Source organism: Fulvivirga maritima (assembly GCF_021389955.1).
GTDB lineage: Bacteria > Bacteroidota > Bacteroidia > Cytophagales > Cyclobacteriaceae > Fulvivirga > Fulvivirga maritima.
In genome coordinates this window covers 1,879,741-1,900,332 of record NZ_CP089980.1, presented here as the reverse complement: position 1 = coordinate 1,900,332, position 20,592 = coordinate 1,879,741, and the positions used below count along the sequence as shown (strand labels likewise).

Here is a 20,592-nt window from a genome sequence, read left to right as displayed (position 1 = left end):
GTCCCTTTAAAAGAAACAGCTTCTTTATCATAATTTATCATTCACTAATAACTGGTATTGCCTAAGAAAAACGCAGCACCGAAAAGAGCGAAGAAAATCAAATATATTCCAAAAATGATCACCGATAAGATAAGACCGGCCTTTGCCCAGTTCGCTTTATTTTTGTTAGTATTATCACCGAAAGCCCATACGAACATCATAATAATATTCACAACGGGTACCATCATAACCAAAAAAGTAAGTAGCCAATCTTTCACCGTCATTACGGGAACATTGCTTTCGCTTTTCACGGTATCAAGTGTATTTTCCATGGTTATTTCTTAACTACTAAAGTGCCAGCAATCATATCATGTAGAGCTTGCTTCTTTTCAGTAAAGGCAGCCATTATGAAGCCAATAAGCAAGATAATGTAGCTGATTATTTTCGCAAAATACCTTCCTGTAGCATTAGCAAATGAGAGTTTTTCTCCATGCATATCCGTTACTTTAAGACCAAGGGCCATTTTCCCAAGGGTTGCTTGGTTATTGCCTGATTCCATCAATGCAAAGTAGAGCCAAACCAATACAGTACTTATTAAGTTGATGAAAATTGACACTCCTGTCAACATGCCAAACATTCCATCCATGTCGCCAGAAGCCATAGCATCTGGATCCATCATATCAGCTGAACCAAAGCCAATTAATCCCATAATCGGCAGAATCACTATCCATTGCACAATAGAGAGAAGTATTCCATCTATGAATAAAGCTACAAACCGAAGCCAAAAACCAGCATAATCAAAGTATTTCGGTGAGTTCTGTACAGGTGAATCTAAAGTTGTTGTTTCCATTAAAATTTATTTTCTAATTACTAAAGTACCGGCCATTATATCATGCAGTGCTTGTTTCTTTTCTGTAAAGCCTGCCATAATAAAGCCAATGAATATAATGATGTAACTGATTATTTTTGCAAAATGCCTTCCTGTAGCATTAGCAAATGAGAGTTTTTCTCCATGCATATCTGTCACTTTAAGACCAAGGGCCATTTTCCCAAGGGTTGCTTGGTTATTGCCTGATTCCATCAAAGCAAAATAAAGCCACCCTAATAGCATACTAAATAAATTCAAGTAGATAGTAGACCCTGAGACCGCGGATAGTATACCTGAATCTATTGAATCAGGATCCAAAACATTAGTGGAGCCAAAACCTATTAATCCTAAAACAGGAAGAAAAATCGCCCACTGTATAATAGTAAGTAGGATGCCATCAATGAATGCAGCTATGAATCGCAGCCAAAAACCAGCATAGTCAAAGTATTTCGGTTTGTCCTGTATAGGTGAATCTAAAGTTGTTGTTTCCATCAATATTTATTTTTTAATGACCAAAGTACCGGCTATTATATCATGCAGCGCTTGTTTCTTTTCTGTAAAGCCTGCCATAATAAAGCCTACAAATAACGTAAGGTAAGATACTAATTTCGAAAAATACCTTCCTGTAGCTTTAGCAAAGGTCAGCTTCTGACCATGCTTATCTGTAACTATTATTCCTAAAGTCATTTTCCCAAAAGAGGCCTGATGGTCTCCTGATTCCATTAAAGCAAAGTATATCCAAGTGATACCCACATTAATGAGATTAAGCAACACGTACGCGCCAGAAAAAAAAACGTGGTGCTTTCCGTTGTTTCCATAGGTCCCTCTCTAAAAATGTTTACTGATGTAAACCCTATAACGCCCATCAAAGGTAAAATAATGCTAAACTGAAGGATATATATTATTAAAACATCAATAACGAATGCTACTAAACGTCGCCAGAAACCAGCATATTCAATATGCCTGTCAGAACGCTGCTCAGGAGTATCTAAAGTGATTGTTTCCATAGGCGTTATTTTCTGATGACAAGAGTATTGGCAATTATGTCATGCAAAGCCTGTTTTTTATCAGTAAATGCAGCTATTATATAGCCTATATACATAATAATAGCAGATAATATTTTGCAAAGGTTTCTCACTAAAGCTTTTCCGAAAGTAAGCTTTTCCCCTTTATCATCAGTAACTATTATACCCAATGCCATCTTACCTAAAGTACCTTGGGTGCTGCTCGATTCCATTAGGGAAAAGTATAAAATGTATAAGGCCTGAGACAAAAATATAGAGGCCATCATACCACTCCAGATAGTGGCTATCATTCCGAACATTTCTTCATCAGAATAATTAGCAGGATCCGTGTTTTGCATGGCTTCAAAATAGCCAACACCCAATACACCAAGTATAGGGGTAATTATAAATGACATAACTACCCAAATTATGATACCATCAATAAGAATAGCTACAAACCTGAGCCAAAAACCAGCATAATCGATATGCCTGGGAGCTTCATGTGAAGTTGAATCTAAAGTATTTGTTTCCATGTTAAAAAAATAAGGTTTTGATTTTCAGGTCAATCTATTAATAATTTCTGAATGATCAAAGATTAGGATTTCTCCAATACCCAAACCAACATAGACCTTTTATCTTCCACCATAACCGATTTAATAGGCTCCACATTGACCAGGTCTAATTCCTTCTGCATGTCATAAATATCTTCCTTACTAATCAAAAAACTAAAATTAGGGTCTTTAGGAAAAGGCAGACCAATGGTAGAGGCCATTCTAATAAATAGGACACCACGGGGCTTAAGCACTCTGGTGAGCTCGGCCATCATTTTTTTAAAAGATGCCTTATCTTTAGCAAAGTGTAACACAGCACTACAGACTATAGCATCAAAAAACTCGTCTTTCCAGGGTAATGCCTCCAGGCTTCCTCCAAGAAAATGATCCTTAGGAATGACTTTATACATCATTTGCAACATTTTTATGGCCATTGGGTTGGTATCAATGCCATAAATGTCATGTCCGTTATTATTGAAATAGGTCAGGTTACGCCCTTCTCCACAGCCGGCATCTAAAATGCGGTTTTTGTTTTCAAATCTTCCTTTTAAAATCTGATCTAGCAGGTAAATATCTACATTACCCAGCGTCTGATTCAACTCCTTGTAGTGCATGCTCTAATGATTTTAAAAATTCCTCTTTACCACAATCTATAAGTTCATTACTTCTATAAAACTCAAATGTACCACACGTCTCCCGCGAAATACGAACTAATATCTCCGGCTTTGTCTGAGCAAGAATATATTCTGAAATTCTGTCCTGCATTAAGTCTCCTGACTTGGCTATCAAATCAAAATAACTGAGTCTTCTTTGCTTATGTGTTACTTTAGGGAAGAAACTATTCCACTTTTCTACTAAGGGAGAAAAGCGGCCTTTATGATCTAATTGCTTATTTTTTACTGGAGCGGGTATAGCCGCATTTACGTCAGATACCACCAATATATCATCATTACTTCTTTGTACACAGTCTATAGGAATAGGGTTAAGTACACCGCCATCTACCAACTCTATATCATTTATAACGGCTGGTTTCATTACTGAAGGAATAGCAGCAGAAGCTCTCAACGCACCAAATACGCTACCTGAAGTAAACACCACTTCCCTTCTGTTAACTATATCAGTAGCTACGGCTGCAAAGGGTATGCTTAAGTCTTCGATATTACAGTCGGGAATAAATTTTTTCATTTCATTAAACACACGATCGCCACGTACAAAACCCTGTGTGCTGAGCGTAAAATCAATAAGTTTAAAAACATCGATCTTATCAAAATTACAGACCCAATCCTTATATTCATTTAGCTTTCCGGCAGCGTACACAGCGCCCACTACGGCCCCCATACTACTGCCCGAAATAGATGTGATTTCATAACCTGCCTCCAGCAAGGCTTCAATAACACCAATATGTGCTACGCCACGTGCACCCCCACTGGAAAGAACTAAAGCTACAGACTTACTCATTGGTAAAGGTTTAGATAGTTACAGTAAAAATTGGTATTCAAAAGATAATATAAACGATTGACTATTAAAACAGCTATCTATTGAATAAAAGCGAATTTTCTTGAACACAATAGTTAAAAAATGAGCCGTTGGCTCTAAAATGCTTAGAAAATTCTAACAGGAGGTAGAAATTATGCCTTATAAACCTGACAGGTAAATATCAGATAATTGCCTCTCAATACCATAAAAAATCCTTCTTATTTCTATTCAATCAGAGCATGTTCTGCTCCGTTTATGGAAAATAATTATTGAATATGCTCAAATGATTGATCTCCAGTGACTTTTTAAATAATTTAATGGATTAAACCTTCATCTATGAAAAAACTTTTATTGGCTTGCCTGCTCATGGCAAATATCATCGCTAGTGGCCAGAGCGTTCAGTCGCCTGATGAATTCCTGGGTTATACCTTGGGAGATCAATTTACCAGACACCATCAGGTAATAGACTATTATGAATATCTGGCAGAATCTCTACCTAATGTTACACTTCAAACCTATGGGGAAACCTATGAGCACAGGCCGCTAAAAATTGCTATTATCTCCTCTCAGGAAAATATAAATAAGCTAGAAGAAATACGTAAAAGCAATCTGAACCGACTTACTGCCAGCGAAGGTCAGAAAAATGATTTGGCCATAGTATGGCTGAGTTATAATATTCATGGCAACGAGGCATCATCTACAGAGGCCTCTATGAAAACTATTTACGCGCTACTATCTGAAGAAAAAGCAAAAACCTGGCTAAAAAACACAGTGGTGATCATAGATCCTTGTGTTAATCCTGATGGCAGAGACCGTTATGTGAATTTCTATAATCAATACGCTAATAAGAATTTTAACCCTTTGGGTGATGCCATAGAGCACCATGAACCGTGGCCTGGTGGCAGACCAAATCATTATCTGTTTGATCTGAACCGAGACTGGGCATGGCAAACGCAAATAGAATCTCAGCAGAGATCTAAAATCTACCACCAATGGATGCCCCACGTACATGTAGACTACCATGAGCAGTTTATTAACAATCCCTATTATTTTGCTCCTGCGGCTGAGCCTTTTCATGAAATCATTACGCCATGGCAGCGTGAATTTCAAACTATGATAGGAAAGAACCACGCTAAATATTTCGATGAGCAAGGCTGGTTATACTTTACCCGTGAGCTCTTCGATCTGCTTTACCCCAGCTACGGAGACACCTACCCTACTTATAACGGAGCCATTGGCATGACCTACGAGCAGGCTGGCCACGGCTATGCCGGCTTAGGAATTATTACCGAATATGGTGATACGCTTACTTTGAAAGATCGTATTGACCATCATTTCACCACGGGTTTGTCTACTGTAGAAATCAGCTCAAAAAATGCCACTAAGCTGGTGAGTGAATTTGAAAATTACTTTAAAAACAACAGAACCAATCCTTCTTCAAAATACAAAAGCTATGTTATCCACTCAGACAATGTGGATAAGATAAGAGCGTTAACGCAATTTTTAGATAAGAATCATATAGAATATGGCACTGCTACTAAAAATGCTAGCTATAAAGGCTACAGCTATGTGTCTAATGCCGAAAGCAGTTTTAGCCTCTCAGATAAAGATTTAGTGATTAGTGCCTATCAACCACAATCACGGCTATTAACCGCACTTTTTGAACCCAACACCAAACTTTCTGATACATTAACTTATGATATTACGGCTTGGTCTATCCCTTTTGCCTATGGTGTAGATGCATATGCGCTTACTGAAAAACTATCCATAAGCAATGGGTATACTTTTGAAGAAGCTAAAGCAAGCAATTCTGAAAAGCGAGCATACGCTTATGTGTTACCCTACCAAAGCGTAGAAGATGTGAAATTTCTGAGCGCGGCGATACAGAAGAAAATTAATGTTAGGGTTAGTCACAAACCATTAAAAATTCAAGGCCACAGTTTTGATCCCGGAGCATTAGTTATTACCAGAAGAAATAATGAGAAACTAGGCAGCGAATTTGACCAAACCATAAAATCTCTGGCGGATCAGTATGGAAGGCAATTAATAAGTCTTACCACAGGCTTCTCTGAAAATGGAGTAGACCTGGGCTCTGGAGAAATTGCCAGATTAGAGGCTCCTAAAATCGCAGTGATTACAGGAGATCATATCTATTCATTAAATTTTGGTGAAATATGGCATTTCTTTGAGCAGCAAATCCATTACCCCATTACCAATATTGGCTCTGAGTATATCTCTTACACTAATTTTTCAGACTATGATGTTATCATTATGCCCTCTGGCGGCTATAGCTTTTTAAATGATAAAACTATGGAAGAACTGAAAGGCTGGGTAAAGTCTGGAGGTAAGCTTATTGCCATTGGGGGAGCGCTTAGCACATTCAGGGATAAAAATGGCTTCGGACTTAAACGGTTTAATTCTGATCAGGAGAAAAAAGCTCAGGAAACAGAACCTACTATGGAAGAAAAGCTGAATCCTTATAATTTAAAAGAGCGAGAACGCCTTAGCGATGAGATTTTTGGCGCCATCTATAAAGTAAATATGGATAAGACCAACCCACTAGCCTATGGGTATGGAGCAACTTATTATAGTCTAAAAACCAGCAGTTCCAAATATGCTTACCTGGAAGAAGGCAGCAATGTGGGAGTGCTGAAAGGAGCCTCAACGCCAATAAGTGGTTTCGCTGGCTATAAAGCAGCCAAAAAACTAGAAAACAGCCTGGTTTTTGGCGTGCAAAGTATGGGTAGAGGTAATGTTGTTTATCTGGTAGATGATCCGTTATTCCGCTCTTTTTGGGAAAATGGTAAACTACTTTTCTCTAACGCTGTTTTTTTAGTGGATTAAGACCTATATGCCATATACACATCACATAAGGGTAAAAGAAGAACATATTGATCACATGGGCCATGTTAATAACGTGGTCTATGTTCAGTATGTGCAAGATACCGCCGCAGCCCATTGGCAAAATGTAGCCAATGAAGAAATGATTAAAGGCACCTTATGGGTGGTGATCAGGCATGAGATAGATTATCTGGCACCGGCCTTTGTAGGAGATCTGCTTAGCTCCACTACCTGGGTAGAAGAAGCTGAAGGTTTAAAATTACCGCGTTTTGTATCTATCAAAAATCAGGATGGCAAAGAAATTATTAAGGCCAGAACATTATGGTGCGCGTTAGATTCTAAAAGCCACCGCCCTAAAAGAATAAGCGAAGAAATGTATACGTGGTTCAAATAACCGACTCATTAAAATAAGAGCTTGTCCCCATATGGGATTTCATTCCATATGCAAGTCTGTAACTTTTAATCAAAAAAATGATTTTAATTAAAATAAAAACGCCAGAGTTATTAACTCTGGCGTTTTTTGGGATATAAGTAATCAAGCATTTAGCTTAAATTCTGCTCTAAATAATTAACCACATCTTCTACAGTAGCTAATTGTTGGGCATCAAGGTCATTAACCTGAATACCGAATTTCACCTCAAGCCTCATCATTAAGTCTGTAAGGTCTAGTGAGTCTAACCCCAAATCTCTTGCCAAGTTTGAATCAGGTGTAATGGAAGTAGGTTCTATGCCTACTTCAGTTAAAATATTTTTAACTTCATCTAGATAGTCCGTATTTATTACCTTCATATTTTTCTTCTACTTTATCTCTACAATTTTCGAATTTGTCGAAATGGTTTTTACTAATTATTCCTTTACAATGACTGGTAATGATGTGATTAACATATTCATCCTGTTCCCGGTCATTGAGTCTATTATTCTCCCTGAATCTTCCAAATAATAGTTCTTCCAAGAGATATAATTGTAGTTCTACAAAAATTCTAAGGTTTACGTGTTGAGCTATTATTCCTTGCTGTTGAGAAGATTGTGCCACTTTCATCATATTCTTGAATACCAAATTCTGTCTGAAAGAGATGTATTGAACCCTCAGGTGAGAATAATATTTATTGAGTTCATAAATACAGGGCTCACTATACTGTTTCAGATAATGATAAAACTGGTATTGCCATGCCATGAGTAAAAACAAAGAGTCATTATTTTCATCTTGAATCTTACAGAAATCTGCTTTTGCTTCAGATATTACCTCTGTAAAGATCTCAGATATTAGCTCTTCTTTATTTTCATAATTCTCATAGAACAGCTTCTTTGAAATTTGCAGCTCCCAGATTACATCATCAATGGTGGTTCTCTTAGGACCATATTTCAGAAATAACCCAAGAGCTGCATTTTTAATCTTCTCTTTCATCTCCAGCTATTAGTGGAGGTGATTTTTATGGAAATCATCAGGATTATGACCTTCTTGTAGTTTGGCCAAACCTTTCTTACCATAAGCCAACTTAGTGATTACCACGTACAATACTGGCACCACAAAAATACCTAATATGGTAGCTGCTAACATACCTCCGGCCACTGTCCAACCAATGGTGTTACGAGATACAGCACCTGCTCCACTAGAAAAGGCTAACGGTAACACACCCAAGATGAAGGCTAATGAAGTCATCACAATAGGTCTAAGTCTTAACTTAACCGCTTCAAGCGTTGCTTCTACTATTTCCATACCTGCTTCTACACGTTCTTTGGCAAATTCCACAATAAGAATGGCGTTTTTAGCAGCCAAACCAATTAGTGTAATCAAACCAATTTGTGCATATATGTTATTAGTCAGATAAGGTAGCAAGGTAAGAGCGAGAATCGCACCTAGTGCACCTACTGGCACTGATAACAGTACAGAGAAAGGAACTGACCAGCTTTCATAAAGTGCTGCCAGGAATAAGAATACGAATACAATTGATAGTCCGAATATATAAGTAGTACTATCTCCTGATTGTATCTCCTCTAAACTCAACCCACTAAATTCATAATTGTACCCAGTAGGTAAAGTTTCTGCTGCTACTTCTCTCAAAGCCTGAATGGCCTCACCACTACTATAACCTGGCGCAGGGTTACCGTTAAACTCAGCTGATCTATAAAGGTTATAATGGTTAATAACCGCCGCTGATTCTACAGGCTTCCTGTTAATGAAAGTAGATAAAGGCAACATTTCACCTCTCTGATTTCGAACATAATATTTGTCTAAATCTTCTTGTTCTCCTCTATATGAACTATCCGCCTGAGCTACCACTCTAAAGTTTCTATTATAAAGAGTAAAGTCATTTACATATCTACTTCCTAAATAGGTTTGTAGAGTACCGTATATCTCTGTAAGACTTACACCCATTTTCTTGGCTTTCTTCTTATCTACATCCATATTAATACCTGGAGTGTTTGCGTTGAAGAAAGTATACGCCATTCCTATTTCTGGTCTTTGGTTAGCCGCCATCATAAATTTCATGGCATTTCCGGCAAACTGACTTACGTTATCATTACTTCCTTGCTGTTCCATAATGAAACTGAAACCACCGGTGCTACCAAGACCCGGTACGGCTGGTGGCTTAATAACCAGTACTTGCGCTTCTGTAATGGCACTAAACTTAGCATTTAAGTCTGCCACAATAGCATCAATCTGCTCATCGTCAGCAGTTCTTTCCTCCCATGGAGCCAATGAAACGAATAGTGTACCACTGTTTGACTTTCTGGCGAAACTAACTGCGTTCAGTCCACTAATAGCAGCATAGTCAGCCACTGTATGAGTAGAATCCAGGGCAGTCATTACCTGATCAAGTACATTTTCAGTTCTGGTAATAGAAGCACCTTCAGGTAAGTTAAACGAAATATACAAACGTCCTTCATCTTCCTGAGGAATAAAACCTGTAGGCTTTTTCATGAATAGAGCATAAGTACCTACAAAAACACACACTAGTAAAATAATTACCAGCTTAGAGCCTTTTATACTTTTGTGTACTCCTGATCCATATTTTTCAGTAACTCTGTTAAACCAAACATTGAATTTATAGAATAATTTGTTCAGTCCTTTAGAGTCTTCTGTTACCTCGGTAGGTCTTAGGAATAAAGAACATAATGCTGGTGTAAGTGATAGTGCTATAAATGCTGAAAGCAATACTGAAATAGCAATTGTTATCGCAAACTGTTGGTACATCTGACCGGTGATACCAGGTATAAATCCTACTGGCACGAATACCGCAGCCAATACCAAGGCAATAGCCACTACCGGAGCTGAGATATCTGCCATAGCTCGCTTAGTAGCCTCTTTAGCATCTATTTTCAATTCATCCATATAGTGCTGCACGGCCTCTACCACCACAATGGCATCATCCACCACAATACCAATGGCCAACACGAAACCAAATAGGGTTAACGTATTAATGGTAAAACCTAAAGGAATGAAGAATAAGAATGTACCAATAATGGATACCGGTACCGCTAGCATAGGTATTACAGTAGCTCTCCAGTTCTGTAAGAACAAGAATACCACAATAGTTACCAAAATCAGAGCTTCTACAAGTGTATGAAGTACCTCTTCAATAGAAATATCAACAACTGATACCGATTCAAAAGGAATTTTATAGTCTATATCAGCAGGGAAGGTTTCTTTCAGTTCTTCCATTTTTTCATATATTCCTTCTGCTGTGCTTAGTGCGTTACTTCCTGGTGACTGGTAAATAAGCAAGAAACCTGCTCTTTTTCCATCTACATATCTGTTACCTCCGTAAGAGAATGATCCCAATTCAATTCGGGCAACATCTCTCATGTAAACTAAAGAACCATCTTCCGGATTAGTTTTAATGATAATATCACCAAACTGCTCAGGCGTTTTTAAACGGCCATTAACAAATACTGTTAACTCAAAAGTTTGTTGATTTGATTGTGGAGCCGCACCAACTGCACCAGCTGCTACCTGAACGTTTTGTTCCTGAATAGCTGCTGTAATGTCTGAAGTACTTAAATTAAGCTGAGCTAATTTATCTGGCTTTAACCAAATACGCATACCAAAATCTGACCCTACAGCATACACATCACCTACACCATCTACCCTTGAGATCGCATCTTTAATGTAAATGTTACTGTAGTTATCAAGAAACTCAGCATCGTGAGTACCATTAGGAGAATATAAAGTTTCCACCATCAAAATGGTAGGGTTCCTTTTCCTCACCGTAATACCAGTACGCTGTACCTCAGAAGGAAGCATAGGCGTAGCTATACTTAACCTGTTTTGCACGTCAAGTGCAGCAATATCTACGTTAGTTCCCAGTTCAAAAGTAACGTTAATGGAAAATGAACCATCATTAGAACTGGTAGAACTCATATATTTCATACCAGGTACACCATTCACTTGCGTTTCAATAGGTGTAACTACCGTTTGTTCCACTGTTTGTGCATCAGCTCCTGTATAGGTACCTGAAACCTGTACCACGGGAGGTGTGATATCCGGATATTGACCAACTGGTAAATTCATAATGGCCAAAATACCGACGAGCACAATTACTATGGAGGATACAATGGCCGTAATAGGCCTGTTTATAAATGTATTCGCTATCATAAATGCTTTGTCTTAAAAAATTTTTACTTAGCAGTCTCTTTTGCTGGTTTTTGAGAAGGTGCTTTTCCAGCTTGCTGAGCATTACCGGTTTGTACAGGCATACCTTGTCTCAAACTTTGAATTCCTTCTACAATAATTTCCTGACCCTCTTTTAGTCCGTCATTGATTACTATATCGCTACCAATAGTTTTTCCTGTTTGAATCTTTATTTGCTTCGCTTTCCCTTCTTCTACAGTATACACAAAGTACTCTCCCATCTGCTCTACTACTGCTTTATGAGGTATTATAATATTATTTCCTGAGCTCTGATTTTTAACGTGAACCACAGCACTCATTCCATCTCTCAGCACTTGATCAGGATTAGCAAAAGATATTCTTATAGTAGTGGTACCTGTTTGAGAGTTAACTCCTCGATCAATTATATATACTTTACCAGGATACTTATATTTAGAGTTATCTGGCAGGGTAAGAAAAATAATAGAATCTTTTAGTATTGTCTCCGACTTTTCAAGATCTAAGTATCTTCTAATCTCAGTTTCATTAATCTCAAAATCAACACCCATAGGATCATAAGATGATATGGTATTTAATAATGTTTGTCCTGCAGATACAAAGGCGCCTAAACGTACTTGAGAAATACCAATCATACCTGTAAAAGGCGCTTCTATAGTAGAATAATTAAGATTAGTTTGAGCGGTTTCTAAAGCGGCTTTAGCTGCTGCTACCTGCTGTTTTGCATTTTCAAGATCAGTAAGTGACCTGTCCACCTGCTGCTTAGCTATCGCATCTTGCTCTCCCAGTGCTTCATATCTATCAGCGTCTTTTTGAGCCTGCTGCATAGTAGCCTGTGCACTCATAAAATTGGCTTTAGCCTGATTTCTTGCTGATAAATACTTGCTTTGATCTATAGTATATAGTTTTTGGCCTTTTTTAACAATTGACCCTTCGCTAAAAGAAATATCTCTTAGGTATCCGCTTACTTCACTATTAATATCTACTTTCTGAAGAGCTACTACTGTTGCTGGGTATTTATCAAAAAATACGGTAGGGCTCTTAGTTGTCTTCACTGTTTTTACAGGAACAGCTCTCTGTTGTTGACCTTGCTGCTCTGGTTTTCCACAAGAGATAGCCAAAATGCTTGCTGCCGCTATAAGGTTAAAGAATTTATTCATTTTGATCTTTTCTATTTGTCTGTTAATGTTTTTAATATATGTTGATTTCACCAGCTGCTTTTTCTACATCAAGCTTGCTGGAAAGCACATTTAGCAAGGCATTTAAGTAATTTAACTGAGACGTTCTTAAGTCAGATTCTGCCACTATTACTTCGAGATATGCTTTAATCCCCTCTCTATACTGGAGCTTAACTGTGTTATACACATCTTCAGCTATTTCATAATTCTCTTTAGAAGCTTGTAGTTGCTCAAGATTACTCTTATAAGTTCCTAATGCTTGTACATACTCAGAGTTAATCTGCTGTTGTAAGCCTTCTTCTTGAATTTCTAGCCTTTGTAACTGAAGTTTAGACTTCTGAATGTTTCTAATCTTTCTTGTACCTTCAAAAATAGGTAGTGAAAGGGTTAGCCCTACAGCTGAATTAGGGAAGTCTCTATTATAGAGTTCAGAAAACTCATTATTCAAATACATGAAGTTATAGTTAAAGAAAGCCGACAAAGTAGGTATGTATCCTTGCTTATAATAGCTCACATTAGCCTCAGCCAGCTGCATTTGGGTTTGTAATAACTGATACTCTATTCTTGAAGTATAGTTTAATGACTGTAGTGTATCTGTTGTTACTTCATTTTCCATAGAAGCTACATCATCAGCTAAAGAAATATCAGAATCCAACGGATAACCCATAAGTTGTTTCAACATGGCCTTTTGAACTTTGTAGCTCTCTAAAGCTCCTTTTCGCTCGGCAATGGCATTGTTCAAAGAAATTTGAGCTCTTTTGTAATCTATCTTATCTGCTACACCAGCATTATACTGACTAGTAGCATCTTTTAAGTTCTTTTCTAATCGCTCAATGGTTTGATCATACACTCCAATTTGCTGCTGAGAAGTTAAAACCATATAATAGGCTTTACTAACATTCACTACCAGATTAATTTTTGTATCAGTGGTATTTTGCTCTGCCTGCAGCCTGTAATCAGAAGCTGTTTTACCAGCCAGCAAAACACTATTACTAAAAATCACTTGGTTTACAGAAGCTCCTAGCGTAGAGTTATAATTAGTCCCTAGAGGTATAGCTTCGCCATTGATTACACTTGTCTGAATTTCAATGTTCTTCTGTACATTAGCGTTTAAAGATATTTGTGGCATCCATTCGGAAAGACTGATACCAATATCCTTTTGTGCGATTTCCTGGTCAACTAAGGATTGCCTTAGAGCTGGCTGATGCTCCATGGCATAATCGATACACTGTTTGAGTGTAATTGATTGACCTGACGCAATATCGTCGGATTGTCCCCTTGCAGTATGAAATAAAATCATAAATGCAGCAAGGCAATAGATTATTCTCATGTTAAAATTAATTATAAAGATTTGAGTTTTAAAAAATAATTAGCGTTACAGTAGTCGTTTAAAATGAGTAGTTTCTTGACTTATTTCATGGGTTTATAATCTTACTTCTCAAACAACTAGTTTGTTCGGTAATTAAAGAACCAAAACGGAAAAGAAATTATTTGGTTTTATCTTGTTCCCAACATTTATAAAGTCTGGGGATTTCCTGAGACATGTATTCTACAAAATCTACTAAATCGGTTAATGCGTGATTGAATTCTTTAGTCTCGGAGCATCGGCATTTGCATACTTCTTTAAGAATATCAGCCCAGCAAGCCTTCTTCCTATAATCTGCCATTAGGTTCTCTCTCCACAAATGAATCTTCGATCGGAAGTACCGTTTTCGATCACCAGGTTTAGTAATATACTCTACCCTATTTATTTTCATTGCAATATTAAGAGCGTTGCTCGTGGCACTTTTGCTTAGGTTAAGGGTTTCTCTAATTTCATCAAAGGTGAGTTCAATTTGGTCTGATACCAAAAGCAGGCCTAGTATACGAGAAACTGCGGGAGATAAACCCTCCTGCTCGTGTACTAAGCCTACTTTTTCTACTAATTCTTTTTGCCGATCCGTTAACATATTCTCTACTTTTCGATAGGCAAAGGTAAGTAGTTTTTTTAGTTCTGCAACAACAGAACCAAAATATTTTATTTCAGAGCGCTTACAATGCCGCTAAAGCAGCCTCATAATCAGGCTCATCGGCGGTCTCTTTAACCAACTCAGTATAAGTTACTTTACCGCTTTCATCTATCACCACTACAGAGCGAGCATCTAAGCCGGATAAAGGCCCTGTTTCTATCTTAAGGCCATAATTAGTGGCAAATTCCGGATGACGAAAATCTGATAAAGTAACCACATTTTCTATCCCTTCAGCACCACAAAATCTCTGCTGAGCAAAAGGTAAATCTTTAGAGATACACAGCACTACAGAATTTTCTAAAGCAGCAGCTTTTTCATTAAATTTTCTTACAGAAGTAGCACATGTAGAAGTATCTATACTCGGAAAAATATTCAAAATCACCTTTTTCCCTTTGAACTCTTCCAATGCCACCTCAGATAAATCTGATTTAGTAAGTGTAAAAGCTGGAGCTTCACTACCTACCGTAGGCAGTTCTCCACTTGTCTTAATTTCGTTTCCTTTAAGCGTTATTGTAGCCATAACTTTATTGATTTAGTGTAGTTTCATTTTTCCAACCTAACATCTTATCAAGTGTATTTGTTGACACAAAATGATAATTAGGTCTCGCCTTTGCATATATTTCTAAGGCCCTTTCTTTACCATTTTCTTTCTTCAATAAGGCGCCATATATAGGTTCTAAAAATTTCCTTCTCCCTGTATGAATTAAGAATTCTTCCATTCGCTCAGCTGCTGGTTCATAATCATGTTTTATACTCTGTACCAGCCAGGCAGCTAATACTTCCGAATTACCTGTGGTTGTAAAACCAAAGGCACTATCTAACTCTTTAAGCTGATCCATATTTACAGTATCAGGAATAGTTCTCACAAAATGAAGCCATTCATGAGAAGACCATTTGGCGGTATCAAGTTTGCCTGCTGGAGTACCATTCATAAACTTCTTCACCTGATTATCAACATGATCGAACCTATCTGATTTAGGCATGGGAGCATCATCTGGCAAGCCAGGCTCAAAAATCCATTCATCAATTTTTACTTTTCCGATGTTAATTCTTCCTTCTGTTAGTAAATGCTCATCTAGCTGTTCAATAAATTCATCAGTAGTCATTCCTTTAAAAGCATTTCTAGAAAAATAGCCTTTTATAAAAGCATCAAATTTTTCTCTTCCTGCATGTTCTTCCAAATATCTTAGGAAGAGATATCCCTTGTCATAAGCAATGGATGAAACACCATCATCTGGATTACGACCTTTAAGATCTAGTTTTAGTTTGGTATCATTTTCATGACCCTTGTTAATCATAGTACTGATTTCCTCCTTCAGGTCCTGAGCTGCGATAGAAGCCAACATTTCGCTGTAATCTCTACCGTATAATTTTTCCATAATACGGTGTTCAAAATAAACGGTGAAGCCTTCGTTTAGCCAAAAGTCATTCCAGGTAGCATTAGTAACCAGATTACCAGACCAGCTGTGTGCCAACTCATGAGCAACCAGAGAAGTAAGTGATCTATCACCTGCTAAGATGGTTGGAGTAGCAAAGGTAAGCCTGGGATTTTCCATACCACCAAAAGGAAAACTTGAAGGCAGCACTAGCAGATCATAACGACCCCATTTATACTCACCATATAGATCTTCGGCAGCAGCTACCATGTCTTCCAGCTCAGCAAACTCATACTCAGCAGTATCTATAACTGAAGGCTCAGCATATACTCCGGTTCTATCACTTATGGCCGCAAACTCAAGATCTCCAACTGCCAGCGCCAATAAATAGGCTGGTATTGGGGTTTCCATTTTAAAATGATATTCGCCTTTTTCATTTTTTTCCTGAGGGTTACGAGCGCTCATGAGAGCTAATAACTCAGAAGGCACCTTTACATCAGCGGTATAAGAAAACCTTATACCTGGAGAATCCTGAATGGGTATCCAGGTTCTGGCCAAAATCGCCTCAGACTGGGTGAATAGGAAAGGGTATTTTTTATCACTGGTCTGTGCAGGAGATAACCACTGTAAGGCCTCTGCTCCTTTAGAGGTGGTGTAATACACATTGACAGTACGGGTTTCTGGTGTAATATTAATTTCTAACGGACTACCCATTATAGAGTCTCTGGCGCCAATACTAAATTCTGCAACCGTCTCCTCTTCTTTACCAAGAGTGACTTTGCTGATATCGAGATCTTTGATATCAAGCACCAGCTGCTTGGCATTTTCTGCATTATCAATACTTAGTGAGGCTTTACCTGTTATATAAGTACTGTCAAAATTCACCTCTGCGTGCCAATCCAGGTGTGTAACTACTGATTCCTCAGGCTTGGCGTATGAATGTGGGTCTTCTATTATCATTGGTTTTTCGCTATTATTAGTCTCTTCTTTTGGTGGCTGACATGCTGCCATTACCGCCAGAAAAGATGCAAAGAATATTAATCTTAATGGCATATTATTATTTTTCTCAATTGTGTTATTCCGGTAAACAAATAAAGATAGGAGGTTTACTTCATTTATAAAAGAAGCTTTATATAGACGAGCTATTCCATGTGATAACATTCGAAAACAGACTTGGTTTCGAAATCAAAGCAGCAAAAATAAAATGGCTAACCTCTGTTGAAAGTTAGCCACAATAACTACATAGTCGATATTTGCAACAGATAGAAGCTTAATAAATAAACTCTCCTTTACTGCTTTTAATCGTCAATTTCTTTTGATCAGCGGCCTCTACCCTACCGATTACCTGAGCAGGAATGTTAAAGCTCTTAGCTATATCAATAATGGATTGCGCATGTTGTTCATTAACATACAGTTCAAGCCTGTGGCCCATATTGAATACTTTGTACATTTCCTTCCAATCAGTGCCGCTTTCTTCTTGTATCACCCTGAAGAGTGGTGGTATGTCTAACAGGTTATCTTTAATGATATGAACGTTATCTACAAAATGAAGAACTTTGGTTTGAGCTCCACCGCTGCAGTGCACCATACCATGAATCTCAGATCTCAATTCTTTAAAAACCTGAGCCATTACCGGCGCATAAGTACGTGTAGGTGATAGTACAAGCTTACCCATATCTATGGGAGCATCCGCAATAGTATCAGTAAGTTTATATTTACCTGTAAAAACCAAGTCATTAGGCACATCAGGATCGTAGCTTTCTGGGTACTTCTCAGCATAGCTCTTATGAAACACATCATGGCGAGCAGAAGTAAGTCCGTTACTTCCCATACCTCCGTTATACTCACTTTCATAAGTGGTTTGCCCGTATGAGGCCAAGCCCACTATTACATCTCCACTCTGGATATTAGCATTATCAATTACGTCTGACTTTTTGATTCTGGCCGTAACTGTGCTATCTACTACTACCGTTCTCACCAAATCTCCAAGGTCAGCCGTTTCTCCGCCAGTGCTAATAATATCTACACCATTATCACGCAGCATTTGGAGCACCTCTTCCGTACCATTAATAAGTGCGGCGATCACTTCTCCTGGTATAAGGTTTTTATTTCTACCAATAGTAGAAGAAAGCAATATGTTATCAAGGGCGCCTACACAAATAAGGTCATCAATATTCATAATGATGGCATCCTGAGCGATACCTTTCCAAACGGACATGTCGCCTGTTTCCTTCCAATACAAATAGGCTAAAGAAGATTTAGTGCCAGCACCATCAGCATGCATAATGTTGCAATACTGATCATCATTACCCAAAAAGTCTTTTACTATTTTACAAAAAGCCTTTGGATACAGCCCTTTATCAATGTTTTTGATGGCATTGTGTACATCTTCTTTAGAGGCAGAAACCCCTCTTTGTGCATAACGGTCGCTCATAGAACCCAATCAGTTAAAATAAAGATCACAAAAATAAGAAAACTGTTAGCTAGATCAATTGAAAGAGGTGATTATGTTAATATCTATTCCCAGAAACACTTCCACAGAATGAATTTATGAGGATTTGGCCACAATTAATCAAAATCCTTATAAAGTAAAGAAGGCTGCTTCAATCTGGAATATATGAGATTGAAGCAGCCTTTTCTTATTACTATTTTCTATTAATTATAAATCTCCGTCATCATCAAAGAAGCGATCTTCATAGAACTCATCATCATTTTGCTTAGGCTTGCCGAGCTCTAAGATCTTAAATTCTGTACGTCGGTTTACCTGATGCTCTTCTTCTGTCTGTGCGTTAGGTATGAGTAATTTAGACTCTCCATATCCTTTGGCTGTTAATCGCTTGGAATCTATTCCTTGTGAAACCAGATAATCCACCGCTGATTTAGCTCTACGCTGAGATAGTTTTAAGTTATATTCATCTGTTTGACGAGCATCTGTATGTGAACTCAGCTCAATAACTAATTCAGGATTATCATTTAAAATAGTTACCAGCTTATCCAGTTCGCGAGCAGCATCTTCTCTAATATCTGACTTATCAAGATCATAGTAAATATTCTCCAACACGAATATTTTGTCCTTTTCTATCTTCTCCAGCACCATTAAAGTATCAAACTTCACATTGGTCACCAGCTGCGTAAGTGTATCTCTATTTACAGAACGCCCAATGGTAGAAAATTCCTGACGAGTAATAAGATATTGTTCTGTGCCTCCCTTCTTCTCTCCTACCAGGTTATACCTTTCATGTTCATACACTCTGAAATTAAAGTTGCCTTCACCATCAGTTACGGTTTCATCAAGCTCTTCTCCGGCATTGTCCAGCAACCTAACAGTTACGCCAGGTAGCACTACAAGCTTATCTTCATCATCATGAGTCATAGTAACACCAGTAAGGTAGTAGTTCACTATTTTCAGATCCGGGTCTTCATTCACAAAAGTGTAAATATCATCATCTCCTTTTCCGCCTTCTCTGTTAGATGAAAAAAAGCCTCTATCCGCTCTAAACAAAAACAGGCCAAAATCATCTGCTGTAGTGTTCATAGGCTCTCCCAGATTTTCTATGGTAGTTTTTCCGTTTTGCCTTTTGGCAACAAATAGATCCAGTCCACCAAAACCTGCATGGCCATCACTAGCGAAATACATATAACCTTCATCCGAAATAACAGGGAACATTTCGTCTCCTGCTGTATTAATGCTCGGCCCAAGATTAGTTACTCTATAAAACCGACCTCTTGAATTTCTTCTTGCTGAATATAGATCTATTCCGCCATACCCTCCTGGCCTTCGGCTGGCAAAATAAAGCGTTTTTCCGTCACGACTAAAAGCTGGCGTACTATCCCATGAATTTGGGTCATTAATGGTTAACATTCGTGGTTCAGTCCATGTGCCATTTCTATTACTTGTAATGTAGAGGTTAACTTCCGCAGTACCTTTATTTTTACCTGAATTACCTCTGGCGAAAACCATAGTTTTACCATCCGGGCTGAACGTAACACAGGCTTCGTTAATGGCATAACTATTAATTAAATCTCCTAAGCCTTCAATAGTAGTTGTATCTATATTTGCCCCTTTGGTTTTTACTTTAAATATATTACTGAAAGGGGTACCTGTGGCTTTGTATATTTTATTATCAGCCCTTGAGCTGCTAAAATAAAGTTCCCCATCATTATAAACAGGAGCAAAATCAGCCTGATCAGTATTGATCTCTTCCAGGTTTTTTACTCTGAAAAAGTTTTCACTGCGGCGAATTTCATCAATACTATTTAGATTGCTAATTTCCTCTTCTCCTCGGGTTCTGTATTTCTCTTCTATTACACTTTCTAAATGCTTATCTACCTGCTCTCTGGCTTCTTCATATTTTCCATTGGCCTTAAGCGCAAAAGCATAAAACAATCTGATAGAATCATTATCAATTCCTCTGTCCAGCGCTTTTTTATAATAAGGTTCGGCTTCATCTAGCCTGTTAGACTGCCTGTAGCTATCTGCCACAAAGAAGTTAGCCATTGGGTCGGAAGGATCCTTTTCCAGAGCACGGTTATAGATTTCGATGGTAGACTCGAACTCTCCATTACTAAAAGCTTTGTTGGCTTTTTTCTCCAGGCTACAAGAAACTATAACAAAGGTGAGTAATAGGGAAAGTAGTTTAGTATTAGCACTCATTTAAATTGCAACTTTGACTAAAGTTATAATTAATTGACTTTAATCGT

Annotated in this window: 20 protein-coding genes; 2 read left to right on the top strand and 18 right to left on the bottom strand. The window is 37.9% G+C overall.

The window, feature by feature from the left end; genetic code table 11:
• Nucleotides 1-44: 44 nt before the first annotated feature.
• The 8 genes from LVD15_RS08065 to LVD15_RS08035 form a co-directional block, all read right to left on the bottom strand.
• On the bottom strand, nt 45-311 hold the full coding sequence (locus LVD15_RS08065) for a hypothetical protein (protein WP_233779789.1): 267 nt from the start codon (nt 309-311) through the stop codon (nt 45-47).
• Between the two features lie 2 nt (nt 312-313).
• Entirely contained in the window at nt 314-829 is a 516-nt protein-coding gene (locus LVD15_RS08060; RefSeq protein ID WP_233779788.1) for an RDD family protein, read from the bottom strand.
• A 6-nt stretch (nt 830-835) separates the two neighbouring features.
• Complete coding sequence (locus LVD15_RS08055; RefSeq protein WP_233779787.1) at nt 836-1,339, bottom strand: RDD family protein; 504 nt, start codon at nt 1,337-1,339, stop codon at nt 836-838.
• 6 nt (nt 1,340-1,345) lie between these two features.
• Nucleotides 1,346-1,570: an RDD family protein gene (locus LVD15_RS26830; protein ID WP_441710150.1), complete on the bottom strand. Its 225-nt coding sequence runs from the start codon at nt 1,568-1,570 to the stop codon at nt 1,346-1,348.
• Complete coding sequence (locus LVD15_RS26825) at nt 1,570-1,854, bottom strand: RDD family protein (RefSeq protein WP_255763387.1); 285 nt, start codon at nt 1,852-1,854, stop codon at nt 1,570-1,572. Before LVD15_RS26825 ends, LVD15_RS26830 begins: the two co-directional genes overlap by 1 nt.
• 5 nt (nt 1,855-1,859) lie before the next feature.
• A complete protein-coding gene (locus tag LVD15_RS08045; protein WP_233779786.1) occupies nt 1,860-2,384 on the bottom strand; it encodes an RDD family protein in 525 nt (174 codons plus the stop codon).
• Between the two features lie 62 nt (nt 2,385-2,446).
• A complete protein-coding gene (locus LVD15_RS08040) occupies nt 2,447-3,016 on the bottom strand; it encodes a class I SAM-dependent methyltransferase (protein WP_233779785.1) in 570 nt (189 codons plus the stop codon).
• Nucleotides 2,982-3,860 (bottom strand): patatin-like phospholipase family protein, encoded by an 879-nt coding sequence (locus tag LVD15_RS08035; protein ID WP_305038981.1) that lies wholly within the window; start codon nt 3,858-3,860, stop codon nt 2,982-2,984. Before LVD15_RS08035 ends, LVD15_RS08040 begins: the two co-directional genes overlap by 35 nt.
• Before the next feature lie 354 nt (nt 3,861-4,214).
• Between LVD15_RS08035 and LVD15_RS08030 the strand changes: the two genes are divergently transcribed.
• Together LVD15_RS08030 and LVD15_RS08025 are read left to right on the top strand one after the other, a co-directional pair.
• On the top strand, nt 4,215-6,722 hold the full coding sequence (locus LVD15_RS08030; RefSeq protein ID WP_233779784.1) for a M14 family metallopeptidase: 2,508 nt from the start codon (nt 4,215-4,217) through the stop codon (nt 6,720-6,722).
• 7 nt (nt 6,723-6,729) lie between these two features.
• A complete protein-coding gene (locus tag LVD15_RS08025; protein WP_233779783.1) occupies nt 6,730-7,113 on the top strand; it encodes an acyl-CoA thioesterase in 384 nt (127 codons plus the stop codon).
• Nucleotides 7,114-7,262: 149 nt separating this feature from the next.
• Here the strand turns inward: LVD15_RS08025 and acpP are convergent, their stop codons facing one another.
• The 10 genes from acpP to LVD15_RS07975 all read right to left on the bottom strand — a co-directional run bounded on the left by acpP (nt 7,263) and on the right by LVD15_RS07975 (nt 20,545).
• Nucleotides 7,263-7,508: an acyl carrier protein gene (gene acpP / locus LVD15_RS08020; RefSeq protein ID WP_233779782.1), complete on the bottom strand. Its 246-nt coding sequence runs from the start codon at nt 7,506-7,508 to the stop codon at nt 7,263-7,265.
• Nucleotides 7,477-8,124 (bottom strand): TetR/AcrR family transcriptional regulator, encoded by a 648-nt coding sequence (locus LVD15_RS08015; protein ID WP_233779781.1) that lies wholly within the window; start codon nt 8,122-8,124, stop codon nt 7,477-7,479. The genes acpP and LVD15_RS08015 overlap by 32 nt, the downstream gene beginning before the upstream one ends.
• 9 nt (nt 8,125-8,133) lie before the next feature.
• A complete protein-coding gene (locus LVD15_RS08010; protein ID WP_233779780.1) occupies nt 8,134-11,316 on the bottom strand; it encodes an efflux RND transporter permease subunit in 3,183 nt (1,060 codons plus the stop codon).
• Nucleotides 11,317-11,339: 23 nt separating this feature from the next.
• A complete protein-coding gene (locus LVD15_RS08005) occupies nt 11,340-12,539 on the bottom strand; it encodes an efflux RND transporter periplasmic adaptor subunit (protein WP_233779779.1) in 1,200 nt (399 codons plus the stop codon).
• Nucleotides 12,520-13,836 carry a TolC family protein gene (locus tag LVD15_RS08000; RefSeq protein ID WP_233779778.1) on the bottom strand — a complete coding sequence of 439 codons (1,317 nt, stop codon included), beginning with the start codon at nt 13,834-13,836 and terminating at the stop codon, nt 12,520-12,522. The genes LVD15_RS08005 and LVD15_RS08000 overlap by 20 nt, the downstream gene beginning before the upstream one ends.
• A 157-nt stretch (nt 13,837-13,993) precedes the next feature.
• A complete protein-coding gene (locus tag LVD15_RS07995; RefSeq protein WP_233779777.1) occupies nt 13,994-14,455 on the bottom strand; it encodes a GbsR/MarR family transcriptional regulator in 462 nt (153 codons plus the stop codon).
• An 82-nt stretch (nt 14,456-14,537) separates the two neighbouring features.
• The gene (gene tpx, locus LVD15_RS07990; protein ID WP_233779776.1) at nt 14,538-15,035 is read right to left on the bottom strand and encodes a thiol peroxidase; all 498 of its coding nucleotides are present in this window, start codon (nt 15,033-15,035) and stop codon (nt 14,538-14,540) included.
• A 4-nt stretch (nt 15,036-15,039) separates the two neighbouring features.
• Nucleotides 15,040-16,944, bottom strand: coding sequence for a M1 family metallopeptidase (locus LVD15_RS07985; RefSeq protein WP_233779775.1), 1,905 nt, complete (start codon nt 16,942-16,944; stop codon nt 15,040-15,042).
• A gap of 217 nt (nt 16,945-17,161) precedes the next feature.
• Complete coding sequence (locus LVD15_RS07980; RefSeq protein WP_233779774.1) at nt 17,162-18,325, bottom strand: AIR synthase related protein; 1,164 nt, start codon at nt 18,323-18,325, stop codon at nt 17,162-17,164.
• A gap of 225 nt (nt 18,326-18,550) precedes the next feature.
• Entirely contained in the window at nt 18,551-20,545 is a 1,995-nt protein-coding gene (locus LVD15_RS07975) for a CHU_0125 family OmpA-like outer membrane integrity protein (RefSeq protein ID WP_233779773.1), read from the bottom strand.
• Nucleotides 20,546-20,592: the final 47 nt, after the last annotated feature.